The following is an 18,202-nucleotide window of genomic DNA, read 5'->3' as shown; positions in this document are numbered from 1 at the left end:
GTAAACTAGCACGATGATAAGTTACCTATGAAAGGAGACCGGATGCCGGGCGAGAATTTTCCTGGCGATAGGATCGTCAGCTTGGTCGATGAGCTCGAAGGGCTGATCGAGGAAGCCAAGCCGCCTTTCGGCAAGAACGCTCAGTTCAAGGTCATCGACGCCGACGTGTTCTTCAATATCCTCGACGAGATCCGCATGAGCTATCCCGAGGAGTGGCAGAAATCCCGCCGTATCCTTAAGGAGCGCGAGGAGCTTATGGCTTCCGCCGCCGCTCAGGCTGATTCCATCATCGCCGACGCTCAGCAGCAGGCCCTCACCATTGCCGGTGAGCAGGAGATCGTCCGCCTTGCGCAGCAGCAGGCCGACGACATCCGCGATCGTGCCCAGCAGTACGAGCGCGAGACGCGTTATGCTGCCGAGGACTACGCGGAGCAGGTCTTTACGCACCTGGAGGAGAACCTCAAGAGCCTGACTGGCACCGTTACCCGTTGCCGTCAGCAGCTCAACGAGGGTGCCGCCCAACAGAATGGTCAGTGGTAATGGCTGAGTTTCCGAGCGTTACCGTCGATCTTTCCGAGCAGCTCGAGTTTCCTGGAGATTCGTATCCGCTGACCGGTAAGGTCGATGTCGCCACCTACACGGTGGGCGAGAAGGAGTACCAGCTTCAGGACGGCATCGACTACGACGTTGTCTTTACCAATGCCGGTACCGGTGTCTTGCTCACGGGCATGGTCCGCGCGCACGCCACCGGCGAGTGCGACCGTTGCCTGGAGCCCGCCTCGTTTGATATCGCCGGCGAGATCGAGGAGTTCTACCTCTTTGAGGAGCCCGAGGATCCCGAGGCCTACGAGGACGGCTACGAGCTCCTGGGTGAGGACCGCATCGTCGATCTGGGCGAGCCCATCAATGACGCGGTCGTTATGGACACGCCGTTTGTGGTGCTCTGCAAGCCCGATTGCCGTGGTCTGTGCCCCACATGCGGTTGCAATCTCAACGTCGAGCAATGCGATTGCGCCGCCCAGGCAGAGGCGGAATGGGCCGCTGCCACGGAAAATCCATTTGCAGCATTGAAGAATCTCAAGCTTGATGAGTAAAACTGTGGTAGTATCGCTACTTGCGCGTAATCGCCACACTGGATAGTTCATAAGGAAGGTCACTATGCCCGTACCTAAACAAAAGCAGGGTCGTATCCGCACTCACACCCGTCGTTCCGCCAACATGAAGATCTCGGCTGCGGCTCAGTCCACGTGCCCCCGTTGCGGCGCTGTCAAGCTTCCGCACCACGTGTGCCCCAGCTGCGGTTTCTACAAGGACCGCGAGGTTATCGTTACCGAGTAACGGTATACTCTGGATGCGATGCCGTTCCAAATGGAACCACAATGGCCGGCTCAATGAGTCGGCCATTTTTGTATAAGGAGCATGTATATGAGTAACGTTCGCGTTTGTGTAGACGTTGTGGGCGGAGACGAGAAACCTCAGGTTGTTCTCGATGGTATCGAGGCTGCGCTTGCCGCCGATCCCGATATCGAGGTCTTGGCGGCTGGCCCGGCCGAAATCGTCAATCCCTTTGCAGCTTCCCATGCACGTGTTGAGGCCCTTGAGGCACCTGACGTTATCGCCATGGATGACGATCCCATTCGCGCCGTGATGACCAAGCGTAAGTCGTCGATCGTGCTTTCTTGCCGCGCCATTAAGAAGGGCAACGCGGATGCGTTCTTCTCCGCCGGCTCGACCGGTGCCATGACCGCCGCTGCCACCGCCTACGTGACGCCGTTTAGGTATCAGGCCGAAGGCAAGAAGCAGCCGGTGCGCCCCTGTCTGACCAATGCGCTGCCCAATCGCGCCGGCGGTCTGACGGTGCTGTGCGACATGGGTGCCAACCCCGATGTCGAGGTTGACGATATGGTGCGTTTTGCCCAGATGGGCAGCGCCTATGCCCGCGTCGTCCTGGGCATCGAGCATCCTCGCGTGGGCCTGCTTGCCAACGGCACCGAGGACGAGAAGGGTTCTAACTTTACCAAGGCCTGTTTCCCTGCTATGAAGGCCGCCGTTCCCGGCTTTGTTGGTAACTGCGAGGGCACCGACCTCACCTCAGGCAACTTCGATGTCGTCGTTGCCGATGGTATGTCGGGCAATATTGCGCTCAAGGCCACCGAGGGCGCTGCCAAGTTTTTGTTGCAGGAGCTCAAGGGTGTCTTTATGTCTTCGCTCGGCACCAAGATCGCCGCGCTGCTCATTAAAAAGCAGATGCGCGAGATAAAGGCCAAACTTTCGGGCGACGCCAAGGGCGGCGCGATTCTTTTGGGCCTGCGCGGCGTGGTCCTGATCGGCCATGGTGCCACCTCGGTCGAGGCTGTCAAAAACGGTACGCTCGCGGCGGCCGAAGCCGTGCGCGCCGGGCTGGTCGAGAATGTCGCCAACTCTATGGACGGTATCGTTTTATAAGAGCGAGTTAGAGCGCTGTTATGTGCTTCGCGGTGCACGTCGTGGGGTAGAATCAGAACCGTGTCTTGGTACCGCCCGGGCGGTACCATTCTTTTGGTATTCATGCACTATGAGAGGAAGCGCTATGGACCGCTCCGAAATCTTCGACAAGATCGCCGAGGTCGCTGCTGACGTTCTGGGCGTCGATGTTGCCGAAATTAGCGAGGAGACCACCTTTGACGACCTCGATGCCAACTCGCTCGAGCGCCTGCAGCTGGTTACGGCTATCGAGGACGAGTTCAACCTCGAGATCGATGACGAGACCCTGCTCTCGCTCAACTCTGTCGCCGACGCCGTCGACGCGATCGAAAACGCCAGGGAGGCCTAGGTCTTGGCTTTATCCGAACGACTTGCGCGTGCCCAGGAAATCCTGGGCCACGAGTTCAACAATAAGGTGCTGCTGCGCGCGGCCCTTACGCATCCCTCGGCAGTCGAGGGCCAGCCGGTTTCTGCCAGCTATGAGCGCCTTGAGTTCTTGGGCGATTCCATTTTGGGTGCTGTGGTCGCACGCTCCCTGTTTGAGTCCTATCCGGAGTTTGACGAGGGCAAGCTCACGCGCCTGAAGGTGTCGCTTGTCTCGGGCGCTACGCTGTCCGAGGTTTCTCACGAGCTGGGCATTGACGACATCATCATCTTTGGTGCCTCCGAGACCGGTACCGGTGCGCGGGGCCTGCATTCGGCCCTCGAGAACGTCTACGAGTCGCTCGTGGGCGCACTGTACCTGGATGCCGGCTGGGATGCCGCGGCGGAGTTTATCCACCGTACGCTTAAGCCGCATTTGGCTTCCGAGCGTGCCGAGCACCCCGCGAACCCCAAGTCGTTTTTGCAGGAGTGCGTGCAAGCCGACGGTCACGAGCCCCCGGCGTACAAGCTCGTTGGCTCCGAGGGCCCGGCACATGCGCCCACCTTTACCGCCGTGGTTTTGATCGATGGCATCCGTCAGGGTCGCGGCTCCGGCTCCTCAAAGAAAGAAGCCGAGGGAGCCGCTGCTCTCGAGGCGCTTGACCGCATGGGCTACACCACCAACGGCGTGATTCTCAACAAGAAGCCTGTTTAAGCGAGGAACCGTGTATCTCAAGTCCCTCACGCTCAAAGGGTTCAAGTCGTTTGCCGACCGCGCCCATATGACGTTTGAGCCGGGTCTGACCGTCATCGTCGGTCCCAACGGCTCGGGAAAATCGAACATCTCTGACTCGATTCTGTGGGTCCTGGGCGAGCAGAGCGCCAAGCAGCTGCGCGGCCAGGCCATGGAGGATGTCATCTTCTCGGGCTCGTCAGCGCGCAAGCCGGTGGGTGTCGCCGAGGTCACGCTGGTGCTCGATAACTCGGACCATATGCTGCCTGTCGATTTTGACGAGGTCGCCATTACCCGTCGCATGTATCGCTCGGGCGAAAGCGAGTACCTCATCAACTCGAGTCCGTGCCGCCTGATGGACATTCAGGACATCCTGCACGATTCGGGCTTGGGCAAGGATACGCATTCCATTATTAGCCAGGGCAAGCTCGACGCCATTTTGCAGAGCCGCCCCGAGGAGCGCCGTGCCCTCATCGAGGAAGCCGCCGGTATCTCCAAGCACAAGCGGCGCAAGGAGCGTGCGCTCAAAAAGATTAAGTCGATGGACGAGCACCTGACGCGTGCCCGCGACATCAATAAGGAAATCGCCCGTCAGCTGCGGCCGTTGGAGCGTCAGGTCGATCGCGCGCGCAAGTACAAAGAGCTGTCCTCGCGTGCGAACGAGCTTACGCAGATGCTGGCTGTCGACGAGCTGCGTTCGCTGCAGTCGCAGTGGAACGACCTGGAGAGCCGCTCCAAGGAAGGTGCCGCCGAGCTGGAGCTTGCGCAGTACCGCATGGGCGAAAAGGAGCGCGAGCTCGAGAAGCTTCAGGTCATGCTCGAGGAAAAGGGCCTGTTTGTGGGCGACCTAGGCGAGCAGCGCCGTCATATGCAAGATGTGGTCGGCCGCATTAACTCCGACATGCGCCTGCTCGAGGAAAAGGGCCACAACATGGTGTCGCGCCTGTCTGATATGCGCGGACAGATTTCGAGCTCCGAGCATCAGCGTCGTCGCGTGGTCGAGGAGCTCGAGGACGCGCGTGCGCAGCTTGAGGAAGTGACCGGTGCGCACATGCAGGCCCAGGAGGACGTTGACGCCGCTGGTCCTGCCGCCGCTGAGCTCCACGAGCGGCGCGTGGCGCTCGACAATCAGATTTTGCAGCTTACGCGTGAGCAACGCGATGTGCAACGCGTGGCCGATAACGCCGCGCTCGAACTCGCCAAGGTGAAGGATTCCTTGAGCAATGCCGAGGTCGAGGACAACATGTATGCCTCGCGCCTGGAGCAGATTGACGAGCAGCTCGAGGAGGTCACGGCCTCGCTCGAGAGTCGTCGCGACCGCGCAGAGGAGCTTGAGGGTGCTCTTGAGGAAGCGCGCCAGGCCCAGGCCGATGCGCGTGAGGCCACCGAGACGGCACGCGCGGCTCTGAAGGACCTGCGTGCCCGCGAGAGCGATGCGCGCAACAAGTTATCCGAGGTGCGCTCGGAGCTTTCCAGCCAAAAGAAACTCGATGCCCGCATGGCCGACAGCTCGCCGCTCGTGAGCCGTCTGGTGGGCGCGCTGGGCGACGATGTCTCGGGTCGTCTGGGCGACGTGCTCGAGGCTCCTCGTGAGCTCGAAGGCCTGGTCGAGCAGCTGCTTGCCGGCGATATCGATGCTCTTTTGTTTGATGACGCCGCCACGCTTGAGCGTGCCGGTCGTGCGGCTCTGGACCAAAATAAGGCCTCGGGCGAGGCACTGCTGGTGGCGCGCGGCGTGAGCGGCTCTACCGCCGCTGTGGGCGCCTCCGGTACCCGTCTGGTTGATCGTCTGTCCGTGCGCGCAGGCTACGGACCCGTCGTCGAGGCGCTGCTCGGCGGCTATTACGTCGTGGACGATCTTTCTGCCGCGCTTTCGGCGCCGGTCGTTGACGGCGTGACTTACGTGACCCCCGATGGCGCCCGCGTCGCCTGCGGCGGCCTGGTGCGTGTGGGCCTCGATGCCGGCGAGGCGTCGGGTGCTCTGGAGCGTAAGCGTCGCATTCGCGAGCTGGAGGGGCTTGAGCCCGATTTGGCCGCTGTGTTTGAGCATGTGTCGGATCGGGTCGTCGAGGCCAACGCGGCCGTTGAGGAAGCGCGTGCCGCTGAGGACGATGCCGCCGGCGAGATCGCCCGTCTTGAGGGCGAGCGCCGCTCGCTGCTCTCCGAGATCGGCCGCTTGGAGCAAAGCGCCAACAATGCCGAGGTCGAGCGCGTGCGCATCTCCAAGCGTCGCGAGCAGGCCTCCGAAGCCGTTCGCGCTGCGCGCCCGCGGGTTGATGAGCTCACCCGTTCGCGTGACGAGGCCCGCGCGCAGGCAAGCGATCTGAGCTTGCAGATTGCCGAGGCCAACGACGAACTCGACCGCGTTCGCCGTGACGATTCCGAGGCCGCCGGCAAGCTCGCCGACGCCAAGGTTCGCCTAGCCCAGACGAGCGAGCGCCTGCGTTCGCTGAAGGGTCGCGTGCCCGACCAGGAGCATCGTCTTGAGGGCATCGACCGTCGTATCCGCGGAACACGCCAGGCCTCGCGCTCACTCGAGCTGCTGCGTCTGCGCGTCGACCCCATGCACGAGCGCTATTCGGCCCTGCTGGAGCGCGCATCGGATTGGGCAGCGCGCTTGCGTGACCAGGCCTCTCTGGAGGAGGCGGACTCCGCTTCGCTCAAGAAGACCATCGAGGATGCCAAGGCGGAGGTTGCCCGCGCTAAGGAGCGGGTCGATACCGCCTCCGCCACGCAAAACGAGTTCAAGGTCGCGCGTGGTAAGCTCGAGGTGCAGGTAGAGGCCGCCATTAAGGCCATTACCGCCGATGGCACCACGGTGCTCGAGGAAGCGCTCATGCTTCCGGCTCCCACCGACCGCGACGCCGCCGAGCGCGAGCTCAACCAGCTTGTGCGCCAGATCAACAACCTTGGTCCCGTTAACCAAGTTGCCATGGAGGAGTACGAGCAGCTCAAGCGCCGCGCCGACTACATCGAGGAGCAGCTGGCCGATCTGGAGAGCGCGCGCAAGGCGCTCACCAAGATCACGGTGGCCATCGACCGCAAGATGCGCAAGGCGTTCCTGGTGACGTTTGAGAAGGTCGACGCGAACTTCCGCGAGATCTTCGCTATGCTCTTCCCGGGCGGCCAGGCTCATCTGGAGATGACCGATCCCGAGCATCCTGCCGAGACGGGTATCGAGGTCGTGGCGCAGCCGCGCGGCAAGCGCATCACCAAGATGATGCTCATGTCGGGCGGCGAGAAGAGTCTGACGGCGCTCGCCCTGCTCTTTGCCGTGTATCGCACGCGCACGGTGCCGTTCTATGTGCTGGACGAGGTCGAGGCGGCGCTCGATGACGCCAACCTGTCCAAGCTCATCGGCGCGCTCGATGTGTTGCGTTCCGATACGCAGCTCTTGGTTATCTCGCATCAGCGCCGTACTATGGAGGACGCTGACGTCCTCTATGGCGTCTCGATGCAAGCCGACGGCGTCAGTCGCGTCGTCTCGCAAAAACTCGATCGCGAAACCGGAAAGGTCGTGAATGCATAATGGGATTCTTCGATGCTCTCTCGCGCGGACTTGAGCGCAGCCGCGAGGCCCTCAACGAGGTCTTCTACTTTGGCGGCGAGGTCGACGAGGATTTTTGGGAGGACCTGGAGGACACCCTCGTCATGGGTGACATGGGCGCCGAGGTCGCTATCAAGGTCTCCGATGACCTGCGCGATGCCGCGGCCAAGAAGAACCTCAAGACCGCTCCGCAGCTTCGCCGTGCCCTGGCCGAGCAGCTTGAGCAGCACTTTGTGCCCATCGAGCGAGATCCGTTTTCCGATACGCCGAGCTGCGTGCTGTTTGTGGGCATTAACGGTGCCGGCAAGACCACGACGGTCGGTAAGATCGCGAGCGCCATGGCTGCCCGCGGCAAGAACGTGGTGATCGGTTCGGCCGACACCTTCCGCGCCGCCGCCATCGAGCAGCTCGATGTGTGGGGGCAGCGTGCCGGCGTACCGGTTATCAAGCGTGACCGCGGCTCCGATCCGGCGAGCGTGTGCTATGACGTGCTCGACGAGGCCGATAAGCGCGGCAGTGACCTGGTGCTCATCGATACCGCCGGCCGTCTGCACACGAGCCCTGAGCTCATGCGCGAGCTCGCCAAGGTGGTCAATGTGACCCGTAAGCGCGCCGCCAATATGGCCGCCGGTCCCATGCCGGTTTCGGTCGTGCTTGTGATTGACGCCGCGACGGGCCAAAACGGTCTGAACCAGGCGCTCGAGTTTAACGAGGCGCTGGGCCTGGACGGTATTATCATGACTAAGCTCGACGGCACGGCTAAGGGCGGTATCGCCATGGCCGTGGCCGAGAAACTCAAGCTCCCGATCCTGCGCGTGGGCGTGGGCGAGCAGGTCGATGACCTGCAGGAGTTCAATGCCAAAGATTTCTGCCGCGCCCTGGTGGGCGAGTCCAATTAAGGAGTGACTAGTGTTTGATTCCCTGAGCGATCGCCTCAACGACACATTTGACCGCCTGCGCGGCAAGGGTAAGCTGACCGAGGCCGATATCACCTCTGCCATGCGCGACATTCGCATGGCGTTGCTCGAGGCCGACGTCAACTTTAAGGTCGTCAAGGAGTTTGTCGCCAAGACCAAGGAGCGCTGCATGACCGCCGAGGTCATGGAGTCGCTGTCACCGGCGCAAAACGTCGTCAAGATCGTGCTCGACGAGCTCACCGAGATGCTCGGTTCCACCGAGAGCAAGCTCGTCTTTAGCAACCGCATCCCCAATGTCATCATGCTCGTGGGCCTGCAGGGCTCCGGTAAGACTACGGCAGCCGTAAAGCTGGCTTATCTGCTCAAGAAGCAGGGTCGCTCACCGCTACTCGCCGCGTGCGACGTCTATCGTCCTGCCGCTGCCGACCAGCTGGCTACGCTTGGCGGAGAGATCGGCGTGCCGGTCTTCCGCGGTGACGGCGAGCACCCGGTCGATATCGCCAAGGGCGCCATCCAGGAGGCCGTCGACCACCTGCGCGACGTGGTCATCGTCGATACCGCCGGTCGTCTGCAGATCGACGAGCAGATGATGCAGGAGGTCGTGGACATCAAGAAGGCCGTCAAGCCCGATCAGGTGCTGATGGTCGTCGATGCCATGACCGGCCAGGATATTGTCAACGTCGTCTCGACCTTCGCCGAGCGCACCGACTTTGACGGCGTGATCATCTCCAAGCTCGACGGCGATGCCCGTGGCGGCGGCGCGCTTTCCGTGCGCCAGGTGACCGGCAAGCCCATCAAGTTCGTGAGCATGGGCGAGAAGCCCGATTCGCTGGAGCCGTTCTATCCCGATCGTATGGCCAAGCGCATTCTTGGCATGGGCGACGTTGTCGGCATTATCGAGAAGGCCCAGGAGGCGGCCGACGCCGAGCAGCTTGAGGCTGCCGAGCGAATGCTGCGCGAGGGCTTCACCATGAACGACATGCTCGACCAGATGAAGGCCGTCAAGAAGATGGGCGGCATGAAGGGCATCCTGGGCATGCTCCCCGGCGGCCAGCGTGCGCTCAACCAGATGGGTGGCAACCTGGACGAGGGCATCTTCGATAAGAACGAGGCCATTATCATGTCGATGACCAAGGAGGAGCGTCTGCGTCCCTCCATCATTAATGGCCAGCGCCGTGCCCGCATTGCCAAGGGCGCCGGCGTGACCCCCACCGAGGTCAATAGCCTTATGAAGCAGTGGGGCGAGATGAACAAGATGATGGGCCGCATGCGCACGATGGCCAATCAGGCACAGGCCGGCGGCAAGAAGGGCAAAAAGGGTAAGAAGGGCAAAAAGATGCGCATGCCCAATATTCCCGGCCTAGATGCCATGGGTCTGGGCGGTATGGGTGGCCTGGGAACGGGCGGCCCCAAGTCCGATATGGACCTGCTGCGCCAGATGGAAGCGCAGATGCGCAACAAGAAGTAACGACTAGTTGAGTCGTGTATGACGAAGGCCGCCTGGATGGTATTCCAGGCGGCCTTCGCCGTTTGTTCGCCGTTTGTTCGCCGTTTGTTCGCCGTTTGTTCGCCGTTTGTTCGCCGTTTGTTCGCCGTTTGTTCGCCGTTTGTTCGCCGTTTGTTCGCCGTTTGTTCGCTGGTTGTTCGCTGGTTGTTCGCTGGTTGTCGCACGCGTGGAAGCGCGTTCTCGACGAGGTGCTTGCCGCTAGTGACAGCCGCAGCCTTCGTGCCCGTCATGGTCGTGGTGACCGTGGCAGCCGCAGGACTCGCCATGCTCGTGGATGTGCTCGTGATCATGTCCATGGCAGTCGCAGGTGGCCTCGCCGTTCTGTGCGAGCGTGCCGGCGATAAGTGCCTCGACGCAAGTGTCGCAGTTGCCCTGGGCACCTGCGTATACCGTGATGCCGGCTTGTGCAAGCGCGTTGATAGCGCCACCGCCGATACCGCCGCAGATGAGCGCGTCCACGCCGCCGTTGGCGAGCAGACCCGCTAGGGCGCCGTGACCGGTGCCGCCGGTGCCCACGACCTGCTCGTTGAGCACCTTGCCGTCCTCAATGTCGTAGATCTTGAACTGCTCGCTGCGGCCAAAGTGCATAAAGATGTTGCCGTTGTCGTACGTGGTTGCCACCCTCATGGTGTCGACCTCCTTTGCTGGCCATGCGGCCGTTGTCGTGGTGATGGGGGAGTACGCGATGTTTCCGCCTTCGATGACGATCGCCCGTCCATTGACCAGCGCGTTTGCCACCTTGCGATGCGCGCGGCTGCAGATTGCCGCCACCGTGGCGCGGGCAATACCCATGCACTGGGCGACTTCCTCCTGATTGAGGCCTTCCAGGTCGCATAGGCGCAGGACCTCGAGCTCGTCGACTGTCATATCGATAGCGTCTCCGCTCGCCAGGCCATCGGGGGTAAAACCGCGATATTCGGGGATGATCCCAACACGGCGCAATTTTTCGCGTCTTCCTGCCATACACTCTCCAAATCTGACATATGTCAGTAATAGGATAGCGCGCATGCGGAAGCGTACAAGCTATTTTTGGCATATGTCAGAAAAAGGCAAAGGTGTTCCGCTTGCGAATGCAGAGCCGTGCTACCGTGCATTGCGTGTGCCTACCCTAGTGTCCAATCCGACACTGCGCGCCTGGGCTACAATAAAAATCGCTTATAGGCGACTGACAGGAGGGTCAATGAGCAAAGCTGATCAACAGTTTGTATCCATGTGCCGCGACATTCTGGACCATGGCACCACCACCGAGGGCCAAAAGGTCCGTCCGGTGTGGGAGGACGGCACCCCTGCCTATACCATTAAAAACTTTGGCGTTACGGCGCGCTACGACCTGCGCGAGGAGTTCCCTGCGCTCACCCTGCGCCGCACGGCGCTTAAGTCTGCGATGGACGAGATTTTGTGGATCTATCAAAAGAAGTCCAATAACGTCCATGACCTCAACAGCCATATTTGGGATGAGTGGGCCGACGAGACCGGCTCCATCGGCAAGGCCTACGGGTACCAGATTGGCCAGAAGAGCCATTATGCCGAGGGCGATTTCGACCAGATGGACCGAGTGCTGTACGATCTTAAGCACACACCGTACAGTCGCCGCATCATGACCAACACGTATGTGTTTAGCGACCTGTCCGAGATGCACCTGTATCCGTGCGCGTACAGCGTGACCTATAACGTCACGCAGCGCCCGCAGGACGACAAGCCGACGCTCAACATGATTCTCAACCAGCGCAGCCAGGACATTTTGGCCGCGAACAACTGGAATGTGTGTCAGTACGCCATCTTGCTGATGATGGTTGCGCAGTCGATCGATATGATTCCCGGCGAGCTGCTGCATGTGATCGCCGACGCCCATATCTACGACCGTCATGTCGATATTGTCCGCGAACTTATCGAGCGTCCGCAGTTTGCGGCGCCTAAGGTAACGCTTAACCCCGACGTGCACGATTTCTATGCGTTTACGACCGACGACCTGATTGTGGAGGGCTATGAGCACGGCCCGCAGGTCAAGAACATTCCCATTGCGGTGTAGGTGGTGCTCATGACGTGTAAGCTATCTGCTATCGTCGCCGTGTGTGAGGATTGGGGCATTGGGTGCGAGGGCGACATGGTGGTGTCCAATCGCGCCGACATGCGCCATTTTGTGGCGTGCACCAAAGGTTGCCCGGTTATTATGGGGCGCAAGACCCTGTTGAGTTTTCCCGGTGGGCGTCCGCTCAAGAATCGTCGCAATATCGTGCTCACGCGTGACGAGGATTTTGCGCCCCAGGGCGTCGACGTGGTCCATAGCATCGACGAGGCGCTCGCCGCGGTTGCCGATGAGCTCGTTGCCTGGGTGATTGGTGGCGGCGATGTCTATCGGCAGTTTTTGCCGTATTGCGTCGAGGCCGAGGTCACGCACAACCATTGCACTCATGCCGTGGACACGTACTTTCCCGATTTGGACGCCGATCCCGCATGGGAGATTGCGTGGCGTGGCGGTGTTGCCACGATTGCCTCGGGCGAGGGCGACGAGGGTGTCGATTATGAGTTCGTGACGTATCGTCGCGTTGAGGCGTAAATCGCCTGGCGTGAACGGTATTATCGGATTGATTGAATGTATGGGGCGGCGCTTAGCGTCGCCTCGTTTGGTATAGATGTGCTGTAAAGAAGGGTGCGGGCAGGCTGCTATGACTGATGCCGTTGAGGTTCTGCGAATTGATTCGCTCGAGGACGAGCGGCTCGATGCCTACGTGCGACTGACCGAGCGTGAGCTGCGCTGCGTGCTAGAGCCGCAAAAGGGCATCTTTATCGCCGAGAGTGCCAAGGTTATTGAGCGCGCGGTGCGTGCCGGATACGAGCCGGTGAGCTTTCTTTTGGGCGAACGCTGGCTCGACCAGATGATGCCGCTGTTTGAGCGCCTAGTCGTGCGCGAGGGCGCGGGTCCTGTTCCTGTGTTCGTCGCCTCCATGGAGCTCATGGAGCAGTTGACGGGCTTTAACGTGACGCGCGGTGCGCTTGCGGCGTTTCGTCGCCCGCGTCAGATTCCGGTTGATGAGTTCTTGGGTGGCGTCGTCGAGGCGGCGGGGGAGCGTCCGGTGCGCGTGTGCGTGCTCGAGGGTATTGTCGACCACACCAATGTTGGCGCGATTTTCCGCTCTGCTGCCGCATTGAACGTTGACGGTATTTTGGTCAGCCCGACGTGCTGCGACCCGCTGTACCGTCGCTCGGCCCGCGTGAGCATGGGCACCGTGTTTCAGGTGCCGTGGACGCGCATTGGCAGCGAGGCTCGTGTGTGGCCGCATGATGGTCTGAGCGCGTTGCACGATGCCGGTTTTTCGTGTGCCGCTATGGCGTTGACGGACGACTCTGTTTCGCTTGATGATCCTGTGCTGCAGAAGATTGATCGCTTGGCGATTTTTATGGGCACCGAGGGTGCCGGCTTGGGCGCCAAGACCATTGCCGGCTGTGACCACGCGGTGCGTATTCCGATGGCGCACGGGGTCGATTCGCTCAACGTGGCCGCGGCGAGCGCCGTCGCCTTTTGGCAGCTATGCCCGCACGTGAGCAATGAGTATCACTACCAGCCGGGTTTGTATCACTAGGCAGTTATTCCGCACCGTGCTCTAATTCGGGGTGTTTCGGTCGCCGCCAGTCGGTGCTAAGCTGGTTTTGGCTTTGGTTTTAAATTGCTGTTTTGCTGATTGACGTATGCGTGTGGGGAGGGCGTGTGGCTAAGAAATCTACGGCTATCGATGTAACGCAAGGAGTCATTTGGCAGCAATTGCTGTCGCTGTGCGTTCCCATCTTTTTTAGTTCGTTTTTTCAGCAGGCCTACACGCTTATCGGTACCTATATCGTCGGTCAGTTTGGCGGCAAGCTCGCGCTAGGTGGCATTCAAGCTACGATGGTGCTCACCGAGCTCTGCATTGGCTTTTGCGTTGGCGTCGGCGCCGGCTGCGCGGTCATTACCGGTCAGTATTTTGGTCAGCACGATGATGAGCGACTGAGCCGTTCGGTCCATACGGCCATGACGCTCGCGCTGGTGGGCGGTATCGTTTTCTCGATTCTTGGCATAGTGTTCGTTGAGCCCATGCTGGTACTTATGAACACTCCGCATGAACTTTTGGCCGAGGGCGTGGCCTATGCTCGTTGCTATTTTGCCGCCATGGTTGCGGCGCTGCTGCTCAATATGGGAACGGCACTGCTACGCGCCGTGGGCGACACGCGCGGGCCTGCTGTGATCATCGCTTCCGGCTGCCTTGTTAATGCGGTGCTGGATGTCATCTTTGTTGCCGTGCTTCATATGGAGGCGCTGGGCTGCGGCATCGCGGTGGCGCTGACCATTTGCTCCAACGCCACGATGATCGTGATTCGCATGATGCACGCACCGGGTGCGTGGCGGCTTTCGCTGTCCAAACTCGGCATTGATCCTGGCATTTGTAAGAGCATGATCTCGTGTGGTCTGCCGCTTGGCTTTCAGTCTGCTGCGTATTCGATTTCCAACGTTTTGATTCAGGTGTCGGTCAACTCGTTTGGTGCCGATGTCACCACGGCGTGGGGTCTTTCGGGCCGCTTAGATGGCATTATCTGGATGGTGACCGAGGCGCTCGGCGTATCGATCACTACGTTCTCGGCGCAGAACTTTGGCGCGCGCAACTACGAGCGCATGCGCAAGGGTTACCATACGTCGCTTGTGCTTTCGTTTATGCTCATTGGTGGCCTGTCTGCCGTGCTCCTGGTGTTCTCGGGCCCGCTGTCGCGTTTGTTTGTCGACGATGCTTCGATTTCGGCGTACACCACGACGATTCTTCATTTCATCGCGCCGTTCTACGCGATCTTCTCTATTATCGAAAACGCGTCGGGCTCCATTCGCGGTGCCGGCGTGAGTCTGCAGCCTATGATGCTCACCATCTTTGGCACCGTTGTCTTGAGGGTGATCTGGGTGTTTGCGATCATGCCCTTCGATCCGTCGCTCGAGCATCTACTGCTGGTCTACCCCGTAACCTGGCTCATCACGGCCACGATGTTTACCATCTACCACCACAGCGGCAACTGGCTCGGCCGCGCCACCGCCTAGCCATTCGGGACGTCCCCAATGGCTAGTATTCGATGCCTTGGCGGGCTAGGAGTCCTTCGTCGAAGTAGTGTTTGATGGGGCGCATTTCGGTGACAAGGTAGGCGAGGTTCGCGAGGGGCAGCAGGCCCCGGCCGGTGAGCACGAGCTCCGTGGTGGCGGGCTTTATCGCGATCAGCGCTTCGACATCCTCGCGCGTCACGAAGCCGCGGCGCATGGCCTCGCCGAGTTCATCCAAAATCAGAACGTCGACCTGTGATATCTGCTCGCATGCGAGCTCCATGATCTGCGCGGCGCAAGCCTCGGGTGTGTCGCGGGCGGCTTGTACGATGCGTAGCCCTAAACGAGGTGCTGCATCATGTTCGGCGCAGTGCAGCTTCTTGGCAAACTGAAGCATGAGCACGTTAAGTCAATAGCCCGTGGCACGCAGCGCGGGCCCCAGCGCAGCCGTCGTCTTGCCCTTGCCGTCGCCCGCATAGATTTGAACCTTGCCGACTTCCAGTGATGCCATCTCTGTCTTTTCGTGCCCGGCGTCGGTTTATCGCCGTCCGGGTTGGGTATTCTAGAAAGCATTATTAACCCCAGTAGATGGAGTTCAAGCAGATGGAGATGGATGACAACAAGCGTAGACGGAATATGATCCTCTACGTGCTCATCGCCTTCGTCGTCTACCTCGTGCTCTCGACCGTTCTGTTCCCCAACATCGGTCACACGCAGCAGATTACGAAGACCGATTACTCGACGTTTGTCAAAGCGCTCGATAAGAAGAGTGTCGACAAGGTCGAGTACAACACGGACGATTACTCGATTTATTACACCAAGAAGGGCGAGGACGAGAACATCGCCTATAAGACGACCGGTGTGCCGAACGATGCGGGCTTTACCGATCGCGTGCTTGAGTCTGGCGCTTCGCTGGAGTCGGTCGTTCCCGATAAAAACTCGGGTTTGATGACCTACTACCTGCTTACGCTCATCCTTCCCATGGCGATTTTCTTCCTGATCGGCTGGTGGCTCAACCGCCGCATGAAGAAGGCCATGGGTGATGACGGTCCTTCGATGAACTTTGGCGGCGGTGGCTTTGGCGGCGGTGGACTGGGCAAGTCCGGCGCGCGCGTGATCGCCTCCAAGGACGTGGGCGTGACCTTTAAGGATGTCGCCGGCCAGGAAGAGGCCAAGGAGTCCCTCAAGGAGGTCGTCGACTTTCTGGAGAAGCCCCAGCGCTACGAGGAGATTGGCGCCAAGCTGCCGCGCGGTGCTCTCCTTGTTGGCTCTCCGGGTACCGGTAAGACCCTGCTAGCCAAGGCTGTTGCCGGCGAGGCTGGTGTTCCGTTCTTTAGCATTTCGGGTTCTGAGTTCGTCGAGATGTTCGTCGGCCGTGGCGCCGCCAAGGTGCGCGACCTGTTTAAGCAGGCCAAGGAAAAGGCCCCGTGCATTGTGTTTATCGACGAGATCGATACCATCGGCAAAAAGCGTGACGGCGGCGGCTTTAGCGGCAACGACGAGCGCGAGCAGACGCTCAACCAGCTGCTGACCGAGATGGACGGCTTCGATAACCACAAGGGTATTGTCGTTCTCGCTGCTACCAACCGCCCTGACAGCCTTGACCCGGCCCTGTTGCGCCCCGGTCGTTTTGACCGCCGTATCCCCGTTGAGCTGCCCGACCTGACTGGCCGCAAGAACATTCTTGAGCTGCATGCCAAGAGCGTGAAGACGCAGCCGCCGATCGACCTGACCGCGATTGCCCGCGCCACGCCCGGTGCCTCGGGCGCCGACCTGGCCAATATCATCAACGAGGGCGCCCTGCGTGCCGTCCGTGAGGGCCGCAAGCGCGCTACGCAGGACGATTTTGAGGAGTCGGTGGAGGTCGTCATCGCCGGCCAGCAGCGTAAGTCCACGGTACTGTCCGACCACGAGAAGCAGGTTGTTTCTTACCACGAGATCGGCCATGCTATTGTTGCCGCCCGCCAGAAGGGCTCTGCGCCGGTCACGAAGATCACCATCGTGCCGCGCACGAGCGGTGCTCTGGGCTACACCATGCAGGTGGAGGAGGACGAGCGCTTCCTGACCACACGCCAGGAGGTCCTGGACAAGCTCGCCGTCTATTGCGGTGGCCGTGCGGCCGAGGAGCTCATTTTTGGTGAGATGACGACCGGCGCCGCCAACGATATCGAGCAGGCCACCAAGCTCGCCCGCAACATGGTGACGCGCTTTGGTATGTCCGACGAGTTTGGCATGATGGCGCTCGGTACCGTGCAGAACGCGTATCTCAATCAGGACACGTCGCTCACCTGCGCCCCTGGTACGGCCGAGCGTGTGGACGCGATTGTCGCTAAGCTGATCGAGGACGCGCACGATCGCGCCCTGCAGATCCTCAAGGAGAACAAGTTCAAGCTCCATGAGCTGGCTCGTTATCTGTACAAGAAGGAGACCATCACGGGTGAGGAGTTCATGAACCTCCTCACGCGCGAGAATCCGCTGATCCCCAAGCAACAGTAAAGCCGCGGTCGAGCCAGTAAACGCCGACGCCCCATTTGAGCAGCTTTCTCAAATGGGGCGTTTTGCTTGAGAGGGATGGAAATGAAGATCGTGGTGAGCGCCTGCTTGATGGGCGAGAGCTGCAAGTATAACGGGCTCGACAACTATCATCGCGCGTTGGTCGAGGCCTGCGAACGCACGGGGACTGAGGTCTTGTTGGTGTGCCCCGAGGTCTTTGGCGGCCTGCCCACGCCGCGCAAGCCGTCCGAGATTGTGAATGGCGAGGTCCGTACCTGCGAGGGCGCCTCGGTTGATCGTGAGTTTCGCCTGGGCGCTCAACGTGCGCTCGATATGTGCGAGCAGGCGGGCGGCCCGTCCGAGATCGCTGCGTGCATTTTGCAGGATCGCAGTCCGTCGTGCGGCGTGGGCCATATCTACGACGGATCCTTCGGCGGTACGCTCACCGCGGGCAACGGTGTTTTCGTCGACCTGCTGCTGCGTCACGGGTACCGCGTGATTCCGGCTAGTGAGTTCGATCCCAGCATGTTGGAACATTGTCCACAGCACTCGAACCGAACACTTCCTCACGGGTGACCGTTTTGGCATCATCCGTGAAGTTGATATTGAGTACGACCCGGTCATCAAAGACGTAGACCGAGTTAACAGGCGCCGTACCCAGGCAGTCCCTCCCCGCGGCCCTCGCGCAGGAACGCGTACACGGCCCTCCCGTCTCTTGCGCCCCTCCCGGAACTGTCCACATCAGTGTAGCCAATCCAGTCCGCCAAGGGCTGCAGCCCGGACAACGCGGCGATGGAGGGCTTCTTCGGCCTGCTCAAGAAGGAGTTCTGGCACGGCAGGGACTGGTCGGAATGGACCCCCGCCCGCTTCATCGAGGAGCTCGGGGGGGCTGGATCGGCCGATACAATACGGAGAGGCGCAGCGATGCGCTCGGTGGCCGCACGCCGGCCGAGTTCCGCTCCGCGCTGGTGGAGTGGGTATGATGAATTGGACACCTATTTAAGAGCGAAAGGTGTTCAAGATGACCCAAAGAAGAAAGCGATACGACAGGCAGTTCAAGGTCTCGGCGGCAAAGGTGGTCCTGTCCGGGGAAATGACGGTCAAAGGCCTATCGGAGGAACTCGGC

General features: G+C 60.6%; 16 protein-coding genes and 1 pseudogene. 15 read left to right on the top strand and 2 right to left on the bottom strand.

All coding sequences use genetic code 11. From position 1 onward, the window contains the following. Positions 1–42 precede the first annotated feature (42 nt). The 9 genes from AAAX75_RS08275 to ffh all read left to right on the top strand — a co-directional run bounded on the left by AAAX75_RS08275 (position 43) and on the right by ffh (position 9,491). Entirely contained in the window at positions 43–540 is a 498-nt protein-coding gene (locus AAAX75_RS08275) for an ATPase (RefSeq protein ID WP_040358176.1), read from the top strand. After that, positions 540–1,094 (top strand): DUF177 domain-containing protein, encoded by a 555-nt coding sequence (locus tag AAAX75_RS08270; RefSeq protein ID WP_055309521.1) that lies wholly within the window; start codon positions 540–542, stop codon positions 1,092–1,094. Before AAAX75_RS08275 ends, AAAX75_RS08270 begins: the two co-directional genes overlap by 1 nt. A 64-nt stretch (positions 1,095–1,158) precedes the next feature. Next, positions 1,159–1,338, top strand: a complete 180-nt coding sequence (gene rpmF, locus AAAX75_RS08265) for a 50S ribosomal protein L32 (protein ID WP_022094017.1) — start codon at positions 1,159–1,161, stop codon at positions 1,336–1,338. Between the two features lie 87 nt (positions 1,339–1,425). Further along, positions 1,426–2,445, top strand: a complete 1,020-nt coding sequence (gene plsX / locus AAAX75_RS08260) for a phosphate acyltransferase PlsX (protein ID WP_152068080.1) — start codon at positions 1,426–1,428, stop codon at positions 2,443–2,445. A gap of 124 nt (positions 2,446–2,569) precedes the next feature. Next, complete coding sequence (locus tag AAAX75_RS08255; RefSeq protein ID WP_117847660.1) at positions 2,570–2,812, top strand: acyl carrier protein; 243 nt, start codon at positions 2,570–2,572, stop codon at positions 2,810–2,812. 3 nt (positions 2,813–2,815) lie between these two features. Further along, entirely contained in the window at positions 2,816–3,541 is a 726-nt protein-coding gene (gene rnc, locus AAAX75_RS08250; RefSeq protein ID WP_349091837.1) for a ribonuclease III, read from the top strand. Positions 3,542–3,551: 10 nt separating this feature from the next. Then, positions 3,552–7,088 carry a chromosome segregation protein SMC gene (gene smc / locus AAAX75_RS08245; protein WP_349091836.1) on the top strand — a complete coding sequence of 1,179 codons (3,537 nt, stop codon included), beginning with the start codon at positions 3,552–3,554 and terminating at the stop codon, positions 7,086–7,088. After that, the gene (ftsY, locus tag AAAX75_RS08240) at positions 7,088–8,005 is read left to right on the top strand and encodes a signal recognition particle-docking protein FtsY (protein WP_195544374.1); all 918 of its coding nucleotides are present in this window, start codon (positions 7,088–7,090) and stop codon (positions 8,003–8,005) included. Before smc ends, ftsY begins: the two co-directional genes overlap by 1 nt. Positions 8,006–8,015: 10 nt before the next feature. Further along, positions 8,016–9,491, top strand: a complete 1,476-nt coding sequence (ffh, locus tag AAAX75_RS08235; RefSeq protein WP_349091835.1) for a signal recognition particle protein — start codon at positions 8,016–8,018, stop codon at positions 9,489–9,491. A 237-nt stretch (positions 9,492–9,728) separates the two neighbouring features. Here ffh and AAAX75_RS08230 read toward each other — a convergent pair whose 3' ends face one another. Beyond that, positions 9,729–10,493, bottom strand: a complete 765-nt coding sequence (locus AAAX75_RS08230) for a DUF134 domain-containing protein (protein WP_349091834.1) — start codon at positions 10,491–10,493, stop codon at positions 9,729–9,731. 217 nt (positions 10,494–10,710) lie between these two features. On the opposite strand from AAAX75_RS08230, the gene thyA reads away from it, so the two are divergent. The 4 genes from thyA to AAAX75_RS08210 all read left to right on the top strand — a co-directional run bounded on the left by thyA (position 10,711) and on the right by AAAX75_RS08210 (position 14,586). Next, positions 10,711–11,559 (top strand): thymidylate synthase, encoded by an 849-nt coding sequence (gene thyA / locus AAAX75_RS08225; RefSeq protein ID WP_138112393.1) that lies wholly within the window; start codon positions 10,711–10,713, stop codon positions 11,557–11,559. A 9-nt stretch (positions 11,560–11,568) separates the two neighbouring features. After that, a complete protein-coding gene (locus tag AAAX75_RS08220) occupies positions 11,569–12,087 on the top strand; it encodes a dihydrofolate reductase (RefSeq protein WP_349091833.1) in 519 nt (172 codons plus the stop codon). Positions 12,088–12,196: 109 nt separating this feature from the next. Further along, the gene (locus tag AAAX75_RS08215; RefSeq protein ID WP_271757842.1) at positions 12,197–13,111 is read left to right on the top strand and encodes an RNA methyltransferase; all 915 of its coding nucleotides are present in this window, start codon (positions 12,197–12,199) and stop codon (positions 13,109–13,111) included. Between the two features lie 125 nt (positions 13,112–13,236). Further along, positions 13,237–14,586 (top strand): MATE family efflux transporter, encoded by a 1,350-nt coding sequence (locus tag AAAX75_RS08210; RefSeq protein ID WP_349091832.1) that lies wholly within the window; start codon positions 13,237–13,239, stop codon positions 14,584–14,586. A 22-nt stretch (positions 14,587–14,608) separates the two neighbouring features. Here the strand turns inward: AAAX75_RS08210 and AAAX75_RS08205 are convergent. Next, a pseudogene (locus AAAX75_RS08205) lies at positions 14,609–15,094 on the bottom strand (cob(I)yrinic acid a,c-diamide adenosyltransferase). A 92-nt stretch (positions 15,095–15,186) separates the two neighbouring features. Here AAAX75_RS08205 and ftsH point away from each other — a divergent pair. Then, complete coding sequence (ftsH, locus tag AAAX75_RS08200; protein WP_349091830.1) at positions 15,187–17,079, top strand: ATP-dependent zinc metalloprotease FtsH; 1,893 nt, start codon at positions 15,187–15,189, stop codon at positions 17,077–17,079. A gap of 81 nt (positions 17,080–17,160) precedes the next feature. Further along, entirely contained in the window at positions 17,161–17,652 is a 492-nt protein-coding gene (locus AAAX75_RS08195; RefSeq protein WP_349091829.1) for a DUF523 domain-containing protein, read from the top strand. The last annotated feature ends 550 nt before the right edge of the window (positions 17,653–18,202 follow it).

The organism is Collinsella sp. CLA-ER-H7 (assembly GCF_040092345.1).
GTDB lineage: Bacteria > Actinomycetota > Coriobacteriia > Coriobacteriales > Coriobacteriaceae > Collinsella.
The sequence above is the reverse complement of the archived record's forward strand: the minus strand, read 5'-3'. Positions and strand labels throughout refer to the sequence as shown.

Excerpts from the sequence above, each read along its gene's own strand:
- AAAX75_RS08255 (WP_117847660.1), top strand. The coding sequence starts at position 2,570 with ATGGACCGCTCCGAAATCTTCGACAAGATCGCCGAGGTCGCTGCTGAC.
- thyA (WP_138112393.1), top strand. The coding sequence starts at position 10,711 with ATGAGCAAAGCTGATCAACAGTTTGTATCCATGTGCCGCGACATTCTG.
- rpmF (WP_022094017.1), top strand. The coding sequence starts at position 1,159 with ATGCCCGTACCTAAACAAAAGCAGGGTCGTATCCGCACTCACACCCGT.
- AAAX75_RS08220 (WP_349091833.1), top strand. The coding sequence starts at position 11,569 with ATGACGTGTAAGCTATCTGCTATCGTCGCCGTGTGTGAGGATTGGGGC.
- AAAX75_RS08230 (WP_349091834.1), bottom strand. The coding sequence starts at position 10,493 with ATGGCAGGAAGACGCGAAAAATTGCGCCGTGTTGGGATCATCCCCGAA.
- AAAX75_RS08270 (WP_055309521.1), top strand. The coding sequence starts at position 540 with ATGGCTGAGTTTCCGAGCGTTACCGTCGATCTTTCCGAGCAGCTCGAG.
- AAAX75_RS08275 (WP_040358176.1), top strand. The coding sequence starts at position 43 with ATGCCGGGCGAGAATTTTCCTGGCGATAGGATCGTCAGCTTGGTCGAT.
- plsX (WP_152068080.1), top strand. The coding sequence starts at position 1,426 with ATGAGTAACGTTCGCGTTTGTGTAGACGTTGTGGGCGGAGACGAGAAA.
- ftsH (WP_349091830.1), top strand. The coding sequence starts at position 15,187 with ATGGAGATGGATGACAACAAGCGTAGACGGAATATGATCCTCTACGTG.
- AAAX75_RS08215 (WP_271757842.1), top strand. The coding sequence starts at position 12,197 with ATGACTGATGCCGTTGAGGTTCTGCGAATTGATTCGCTCGAGGACGAG.
- ftsY (WP_195544374.1), top strand. The coding sequence starts at position 7,088 with ATGGGATTCTTCGATGCTCTCTCGCGCGGACTTGAGCGCAGCCGCGAG.
- AAAX75_RS08195 (WP_349091829.1), top strand. The coding sequence starts at position 17,161 with ATGAAGATCGTGGTGAGCGCCTGCTTGATGGGCGAGAGCTGCAAGTAT.